Consider the following 7849-nt stretch of genomic DNA (forward strand, 5'->3'; position numbering starts at 1 on the left):
GATATTAAACAAATAAATTTATGGTTTGTTAGTTCTACATTCCTAATGAATTCGGATTGTTTCGCCTGGATTTAAGTTGGACAATTTTAGATAGAAAAAAATGATGCTTGTCACGACTTGTACCTATGCCTATCGCAGCACTAAGCTGGGAGGCCCGGAAATCGCGGAAAATGCACTTTTTTGTTACTGCATAGAAATTCACTTGCAGGGTTAAAAAATAAATAGAACCTGTTGTCGCAACCGTGTTTTTTACTGTTAATTAATACTTTGGTGTGAATCAGGATATAAAAATACCACTGGCGGGTGAGTTATTTAAAATGTTTCAACGGACATACTCTTCATCGTAACGTGACGTTAACAAATGTAAGTCATGTTAACAACAATTTGAGTGGTAACTAATTTAACTTCATGTACGACCAGGTCCAGGGTGACAACATGAAAAACAAGTTGTTATTTATGATGTTTACAATACTGGGTGTGCCTGGGATTGCATCCGCAACAAGTTATGATTTAGCTAATTCAGAATATAACTTTGCGGTAAATGAATTAAGTAAGTCTTCATTTAATCAGGCAGCCATTATTGGTCAGGTTGGCACTGCGAACAGTGCAAATACTCGTCAGGGGGGCTCGAAGCTATTGTCGGTCATTTCGCAAGAAGGTTCTGGTAACCGGGCGAAAACGGACCAGACGGGATCATATAACTTTGCATATATTGATCAGGTGGGTAGTTCCAATGACGCGAGTATTAAACAAGGTTCTTATGGTAATACAGCTGTAATTATCCAGAAAGGCTCTGGTAATAAAGCGAATATTACCCAGTATGGTACACAAAAAACAGCAGTTGTGGTGCAGAGACAGTCGCAAATGGCAATTCGCGTAACTCAACGCTAATCCATTATCGACGTTTAAATCAATCCGATGGGGGTTTACCATGAAACTTTTAAAAGTGGCAGCATTCGCAGCAATCGTCGTTTCTGGCAGTGCTCTGGCTGGTGTTGTTCCGCAATGGGGCGGTAATCATCATGGCGGCGGTAGCAACTATGGCCCAGACTCTTCGTTGAGTATCTACCAATATGGTTCAAACAACGCTGCGAATGCTCTGCAAAGCGATGCGCGTAAATCAGATGTCACCATCACCCAACATGGGCGTGGTAATGGCGCGGTCGTAGGCCAGGGGGCTGATGACAGTACTATTAGCCTGAAACAGACTGGCTTCCAGAACAATGCCACCATCGATCAGTGGAATGCAAAAAATGCTGATATTAGCGTGACCCAGTTCGGTGGCCGCAACGGCGCGCTGGTTAATCAGACTGCTTCTGACTCCAATGTGCTGATTCAGCAAGTTGGTTTTGGCAACAATGCAACAGCTAACCAACACTAATTCAGTTTTCTGACTGATAATAAACAGGGCGTGAGCCCTGTTTTTTTTTCGGGAGAATATGATGCATACATTATTACTCATTGCCGCGCTGACAAATCAAATAACATTCAATACGACCCAACAAGGCGATATGTACACCATTATTCCTCAGGTGACGTTAGCCCAACCCTGCGTTTGTGAGGTCCAGGTCCTTGCCGTTCGTAAGGGGAAGGGAGGACAAAGCCAATCGCAGCAGAAAACAAGCCTTTCGGTCCCCGCTAATCGGCCGATTGAACTAACCAAACTGAGCTTTAATATTTCACCGGGGGATTCGGTCAAAATTATCGTTACCGTTTCGGACGGGCAGTCTCTGCATTTGTCACAACAATGGCCTGACTCAGCCAGTCAGCCATAATTTTTGCTGTATTTGCATTAAGGGTGTGGCTGGGAATGCGGCGCTGTTCTATGAATATAGAAACGTACAGCGTTTTTATTTGATCGTAACTCGCAGTGGTGAAGGATCATTCAGATCCCTCAAGGATGACTAATCATTGAGGAACCCTTATGTGCACATTTTTTAAACGTATTTTTAGCGCCAGTTTATGTACGTTATCTCTTTTCACTTTTCCCATAATGGCCCAACAGATCTCGCCCGGCGGCGTTATCCATTTTCGCGGCGCAATAGTTGAAGCGCCCTGCGACGTTAACACCCAACAACAACAGGTCGAATTGTCTTGTATGCGCAATGGCACCACCCGTAATAGTCTCTATAATCATCAACAGGTCACGGCTGCCCCTCAGAATGTGCAGCAAATTGCTACTGTGAAAATGCATTACCTCAATGAACAGAAAAACATGGCGATCCTTAACATTGAATATAAATGAACCATTCTGGCTTAGACATGCAAACTTGTGGTTAAAAAGTGAGATTTCAAGGAAATCCCTGCTGTACACTTGATGAATCGTGTTTTGTCAGGGGGAATTTATGCATTCACGCGTGCATGTGTTATACGGCGATATTACGACGATCGCTGTTGATGTGATCGTCAACGCGGCGAATTCATCGCTACTGGGAGGTGGTGGTGTTGATGGCGCAATCCATCGCGCCGCCGGACCCGCATTGCTGGAGGCCTGCAAACAGGTTGTCCAGCAACAGGGAGAATGCCCGACCGGGCATGCCGTTATCACGCTGGCGGGGGCGCTTCCGGCAAAAGCGGTCATTCATACCGTAGGGCCTGTCTGGCAAGGTGGAGGGCATCATGAGGCTGAACGTCTTGAAGACGCCTATCTGAATTCGCTGCAATTGGCCCTGGCCAATGGGTACCAATCCATTGCTTTTCCGGCGATCAGTACCGGAGTCTACGGGTATCCCCGCGCCGCAGCGGCAGAAATAGCGGTAAATACGGTGTTAAAATTTATTACCCGTCGTACGCTTCCCGATCAAATATACTTTGTTTGTTTTGACGAAGAAAACGCTCAACTCTACAAGAGACTACTTTCCCGGCAAGGTGACAAGAACACGGACTGATATGACGCGACTTGAGCGGGCCATCACGCCACTTTGTGCTAACCACCCAGGAGACTGTGGCATTCTTACGTTGGATGACAGCCTGGATGCCTTTGCTGCTCGCTATCGGCTAACAGAAATGGCGGAACGTACACTGGATGTGCAGTACTACATCTGGGAGAACGACATGTCCGGTCTGTTGCTGTTTTCAGTTCTGTTGGCGGCGGCGAAACGTGGAGTGAAGGTTCGCTTGCTGTTGGATGACAACAACACGCCGGGTCTTGATGACACGCTGCGGCTGCTGGATAGCCATCCTAATATAGAAATTCGTCTGTTTAATCCCTTTTCCTTTCGCATTCTGCGCGCCCTGGGCTATTTGACCGATTTTGCCCGGCTAAATCGGCGAATGCACAATAAAAGTTATACCGCTGACGGCGTGGTGACCATCGTGGGCGGGCGTAATATTGGTGATGCCTATTTTGGGGCGGGTGAGCAACCGTTGTTTTCCGATCTGGACGTCATGGCTATTGGTCCTGTTGTCAAAGATGTTGCGGATGATTTTGAGCGTTACTGGCACTGCCGTTCTGTTTCAACGTTACAAAACGTACTTGAGATGTCGGAGTCAGATTCTTCGCAGCGTATCGAGCTGCCTGAATCCTGGTATAACGATGATATTACTCGTCGCTATCTGCATAAGCTGGAAACCAGCCAGTTTATGACCAGCCTCGATCAGCAGTCGCTGCCGCTGATTTGGGCGAAAACGCGTTTGCTGAGTGATGATCCTGTCAAAGGTGAAGGGAAAGCGCCGCGCCATTCGTTATTACCGCAGCGTTTGTTTGATGTGATGGGGTCGCCGGGCGAACGCATTGATATTATTTCCGCCTACTTTGTGCCGACTCGGGCTGGGGTGGCGCAGCTGTTGAGAATGGTAAGGAAAGGCGTCAAGATTGCGATTTTAACCAATTCGCTGGCGGCAAATGATGTGGCTATCGTTCATGCGGGCTATGCGCGATGGCGAAAAAAACTGCTGCGCTACGGGGTAGAATTATACGAACTTAAACCTACCCGCGAACGCGTTTCGGTGGTCCACGATCGCGGATTAACCGGTAATTCAGGTTCCAGCCTGCATGCTAAAACCTTCAGTATTGACGGTCGAAAAGTATTTATCGGCTCGCTTAATTTTGATCCCCGTTCAACGCTGCTTAATACGGAAATGGGATTTGTGATTGAGAGTGAAGTGCTGGCTGAAGTGATCCATAAACGTTTTATGCAGAGCCAGCGTGACATGGCCTGGCAACTGCGCCTCGACCGCTGGGGTAGAATTAATTGGGTGGATCGCGTTTCCGGCAGCGAACAGGTACTGAAAAAAGAACCCGCCACAGGATTCTGGAAGCGGGTTCTGGTGAAGCTTGCATCGGTGTTACCCATTGAGTGGCTGCTCTGAACCACGCAATGAGAGAAAAATTAACCAGCGACAGCTTTATTTTTATCTTGCTTAACGGCCGGTTTACCCGAGAAGAGAAACTTCAGCACCGGTATGCGCAAATGGAGTTCGTACAGTATCACCGCAATCCCCACCACAAACAGCAGGCCGCACAAAAAGCCCAGTAGATTCGATGAGATATGCGGTGTGATATACGCGCCAAAAAACAGCGTCAAAGGGTGGTGCACTAAATAGATAAACAGTGACGCGTTGACAAAATAGGTCACGCGGGCCGACTGGAAATTCAGCAAACGGTGGCCAAGCGAAAAGACGACGTTCACCATCCACAGTCCCATGACCATGGTGATGACATATTCGGTTTCATACATCCAGGCATCGCCATTGCCATAACGTTGATTGAGCAGGTAAGCGACAAACGCCAATGCGGCGCCTATCGTGCAGCCACGCGATGACCTGGTAAACAGCGCTTTCAGATTAGGGTTGATAAACGCCAGCGCGCCGAGCATAAAGAAAGGTATATAGAACAGCGTTTGCATAACAATAAAATTAAACATGCCATCGCTGAGAATTGAAGGGTAGAGGATGAAAATCGTCCTTCTGACGGCGGCATAACCGACACCCAATAAAATAAAAATCAGCGTTAATTTGGTCATCGACACAGCAGAGGGGTTAGCACCTTCGCTACGCATCGTCTTATTTTTCATCTGGGTAAATACCCACATGCTTACGGTCGTTAAAACCACCAGAACCAGTAAAAACCACAGATGGGAAATAAGCTCCCATGCCAGCGTGTTGTACTTTTCGTACCCGCTGAGAGTATGCCAGCTGTCTGCTTTGCCCTTCACGTATTGCAGCATGATAAATTGCGGCAGCGTAAGCAATGGAATCGCCGTCAGCATCGGGATTCCCACGCGTTCGACACGCACCTTCCACCACCGCTTTAGCGGATAGCGCAAAAATAACATGTACGAAAAGTAACCCGAAATAACAAAGAAGACCTGCATGCGAAATGCATGGATAAAATCGTTAAAAAGGGTCAACCACCACGACGGCTCTGCGCTGTTCACGTGCCAGGTATGAGTGGAGTAGATCAAAGAAATATGGAAGGGGATCCCTAACAACATTAGCCAGGCACGGATGGAGTCAAGAAAATATTCACGTGGTGGTGATACAGAGCTCATAGACAGTTACGTATTCTCAGACTTTTCGTCTTATCCCTAAGACGAATAATGGTTACATTCGAGGCCAACCCTACACGAAGTCCAACAACCTGTCTCCAGGATAAGCACGCAAAGTGAAAACAGCAGACAAAGCTGCTTAAAGCATGAGCCAGCGCGCGAACAATACAGGGATTCAGTTGTCGGAATACCCGATTATCCATTAAAATGGATCGGATCAATATAAGCACACAAAGGGGGAAGTGCTTACTAATTATGAAACATAAACTACAAATGATGAAAATGCGTTGGTTGGGTGCAGCAGTCATGTTAACGCTGTACACATCATCGAGCTGGGCGTTCAGCATTGATGATGTTGCAAAACAAGCTCAATCCTTAGCCGGTAAAGGCTATGAGGCGCCAAAAAGTAACTTGCCCTCCGTTTTCCGCGACATGAAATATGCGGATTATCAGCAGATCCAGTTTAATCGCGATAAAGCCTACTGGAGCAATCTCAAGACCCCATTTAAGCTCGAATTCTACCACCAGGGTATGTACTTCGACACGCCGGTCAAAATCAACGAAGTTACCGCCACTGCGGTGAAAAGAATCAAATATAGCCCGGATTACTTTAATTTTGGCGATGTTCAGCATGATAAAGACACGGTAAAAGATCTCGGTTTCGCCGGGTTCAAAGTGCTGTATCCGATCAACAGCAAAGATAAAAACGATGAAATCGTCAGCATGCTCGGGGCCAGCTATTTCCGCGTTCTCGGCGCAGGCCAGGTCTACGGTCTGTCTGCGCGCGGTCTCGCGATCGATACCGCTCTCCCTTCTGGTGAAGAATTTCCCCGCTTCCGTGAGTTTTGGATCGAACGTCCGAAACCGACTGACAAACGTTTAACCATATACGCCTTGCTGGACTCTCCGCGCGCAACCGGAGCGTATCGCTTTGTCATTATTCCGGGTCGCGACACGGTTGTTGATGTTCAGTCCAAAGTTTACCTGCGCGACAAAGTGGGCAAGCTGGGCGTGGCGCCGTTAACCAGTATGTTCCTGTTCGGCCCAAATCAGCCTTCTCCGGCAACGAATTATCGTCCGGAACTGCATGACTCTAATGGTTTGTCTATCCACGCTGGCAACGGCGAATGGATTTGGCGGCCGCTGAACAACCCGAAACATCTCGCGGTGAGCAGCTTTGCCATGGAAAACCCGCAAGGTTTCGGTCTGTTGCAGCGTGGCCGTCAGTTCTCGCGTTTTGAAGATATTGACGATCGTTACGACCTGCGTCCAAGCGCCTGGATCACGCCAAAAGGTGACTGGGGCAAAGGTAAGATTGAGTTAGTTGAAATTCCGACTAACGATGAAACGAACGATAACATCGTTGCGTACTGGACGCCGGATCAACTGCCTGAAGCGGGCAAAGAGATGAACTTCAAGTACTCCCTGACGTTCACGCGTGATGAAGACAAGCTTCATGCGCCGGAAAATGCCTGGGTACAACAGACTCGTCGTTCTACGGGTGATGTTAAACAATCCAATCTGATTCGTCAGCCAGACGGTACTATCGCGTTTGTGGTGGATTTTACCGGCGCAGACATGAAAAAGCTGCCACAGGATACCCCGGTTACCGCACAAACCAGTATTGGCGACAACGGCGAGATCGTTGAAAACACCGTGCGTTACAACCCGGTCACTAAAGGTTGGCGTTTGATGCTGCGCGTGAAGGTGAAAGACGTGAAGAAAACCACTGAAATGCGAGCAGCCCTGGTCAATGCCGATCAGACGTTGAGTGAAACCTGGAGCTACCAGTTACCTGCCAATGAATAAGACTACTGAGTATATTGACGCAATGCCGCTTTCGGATATCGAAAAAGCGGCTCTGCCGAAAACTGACATCCGCGCCGTTCATCAGGCGCTGGATGCCGAGCATCGTACTTACTCGCGCGAAGATGATTCACCGCAGGGTTCTGTGAAAGCTCGTCTTGAGCAAGCATGGCCAGATTCTCTGGCGAAAGAGCAGTTGGTTAAAGACGATGAAGGACGCGATCAGCTTCAGGCAATGCCTAAAGCAACGCGTACCTCGATGTTCCCCGATCCCTGGCGTACCAACCCGGTTGGTCGTTTTTGGGATCGTCTGCGTGGACGTGATGTGACTCCGCGTTATCTTTCGCGTTTGACGAAAGAAGAACAAGAGAGCGAGCAAAAATGGCGTACCGTTGGCACAATCCGCCGCTATACGCTGTTGATCTTAACGCTGGCGCAAACGGTCGTAGCAACCTGGTATATGAAGACGATTCTTCCGTATCAGGGTTGGGCATTCATAAATCCGGTCGACATGATGGGGCAGGACCTGTGGGTCTCCTTTATGCAATTGCTGC

8 protein-coding genes and 1 pseudogene are annotated in these 7849 nt (G+C 48.1%); 8 read left to right on the forward strand and 1 reads right to left on the reverse strand.

The window, feature by feature from the left end:
• The first annotated feature begins 435 nt into the window (after positions 1 to 435).
• The 6 genes from csgB to KQJ18_RS19390 all read left to right on the forward strand — a co-directional run bounded on the left by csgB (position 436) and on the right by KQJ18_RS19390 (position 4311).
• Positions 436 to 891, forward strand: coding sequence for a curli minor subunit CsgB (csgB, locus tag KQJ18_RS19365; protein WP_032939898.1), 456 nt, complete (start codon positions 436 to 438; stop codon positions 889 to 891).
• A gap of 40 nt (positions 892 to 931) precedes the next feature.
• On the forward strand, positions 932 to 1381 hold the full coding sequence (csgA, locus tag KQJ18_RS19370; protein WP_006685125.1) for a curli major subunit CsgA: 450 nt from the start codon (positions 932 to 934) through the stop codon (positions 1379 to 1381).
• 61 nt (positions 1382 to 1442) lie between these two features.
• Positions 1443 to 1775 (forward strand): curli assembly chaperone CsgC, encoded by a 333-nt coding sequence (csgC, locus tag KQJ18_RS19375; RefSeq protein ID WP_216422524.1) that lies wholly within the window; start codon positions 1443 to 1445, stop codon positions 1773 to 1775.
• Positions 1776 to 1924: 149 nt separating this feature from the next.
• A complete protein-coding gene (locus KQJ18_RS19380; RefSeq protein WP_085048537.1) occupies positions 1925 to 2245 on the forward strand; it encodes a type 1 fimbrial protein in 321 nt (106 codons plus the stop codon).
• Positions 2246 to 2345: 100 nt separating this feature from the next.
• Positions 2346 to 2888 carry an O-acetyl-ADP-ribose deacetylase gene (gene ymdB / locus KQJ18_RS19385; protein ID WP_216422522.1) on the forward strand — a complete coding sequence of 181 codons (543 nt, stop codon included), beginning with the start codon at positions 2346 to 2348 and terminating at the stop codon, positions 2886 to 2888.
• A gap of 1 nt (position 2889) precedes the next feature.
• Positions 2890 to 4311 carry a phospholipase D family protein gene (locus KQJ18_RS19390; RefSeq protein WP_085048536.1) on the forward strand — a complete coding sequence of 474 codons (1422 nt, stop codon included), beginning with the start codon at positions 2890 to 2892 and terminating at the stop codon, positions 4309 to 4311.
• Between the two features lie 20 nt (positions 4312 to 4331).
• Here KQJ18_RS19390 and mdoC read toward each other — a convergent pair whose 3' ends face one another.
• On the reverse strand, positions 4332 to 5492 hold the full coding sequence (gene mdoC / locus KQJ18_RS19395) for a glucans biosynthesis protein MdoC (RefSeq protein ID WP_216422523.1): 1161 nt from the start codon (positions 5490 to 5492) through the stop codon (positions 4332 to 4334).
• Positions 5493 to 5762: 270 nt separating this feature from the next.
• Between mdoC and mdoG the strand changes: the two genes are divergently transcribed.
• Both mdoG and KQJ18_RS19405 read left to right on the forward strand, forming a co-directional pair.
• Positions 5763 to 7298 carry a glucans biosynthesis protein MdoG gene (gene mdoG, locus KQJ18_RS19400; protein ID WP_087857802.1) on the forward strand — a complete coding sequence of 512 codons (1536 nt, stop codon included), beginning with the start codon at positions 5763 to 5765 and terminating at the stop codon, positions 7296 to 7298.
• Positions 7291 to 7849: pseudogene (locus tag KQJ18_RS19405) on the forward strand (glucan biosynthesis glucosyltransferase H); the annotation flags it as partial. The gene mdoG and the pseudogene KQJ18_RS19405, both read left to right, overlap by 8 nt.

The organism is Citrobacter sp. S55_ASV_140 (assembly GCF_018919505.1).
GTDB classification, from domain to species: Bacteria; Pseudomonadota; Gammaproteobacteria; order Enterobacterales; family Enterobacteriaceae; genus Citrobacter; species Citrobacter werkmanii.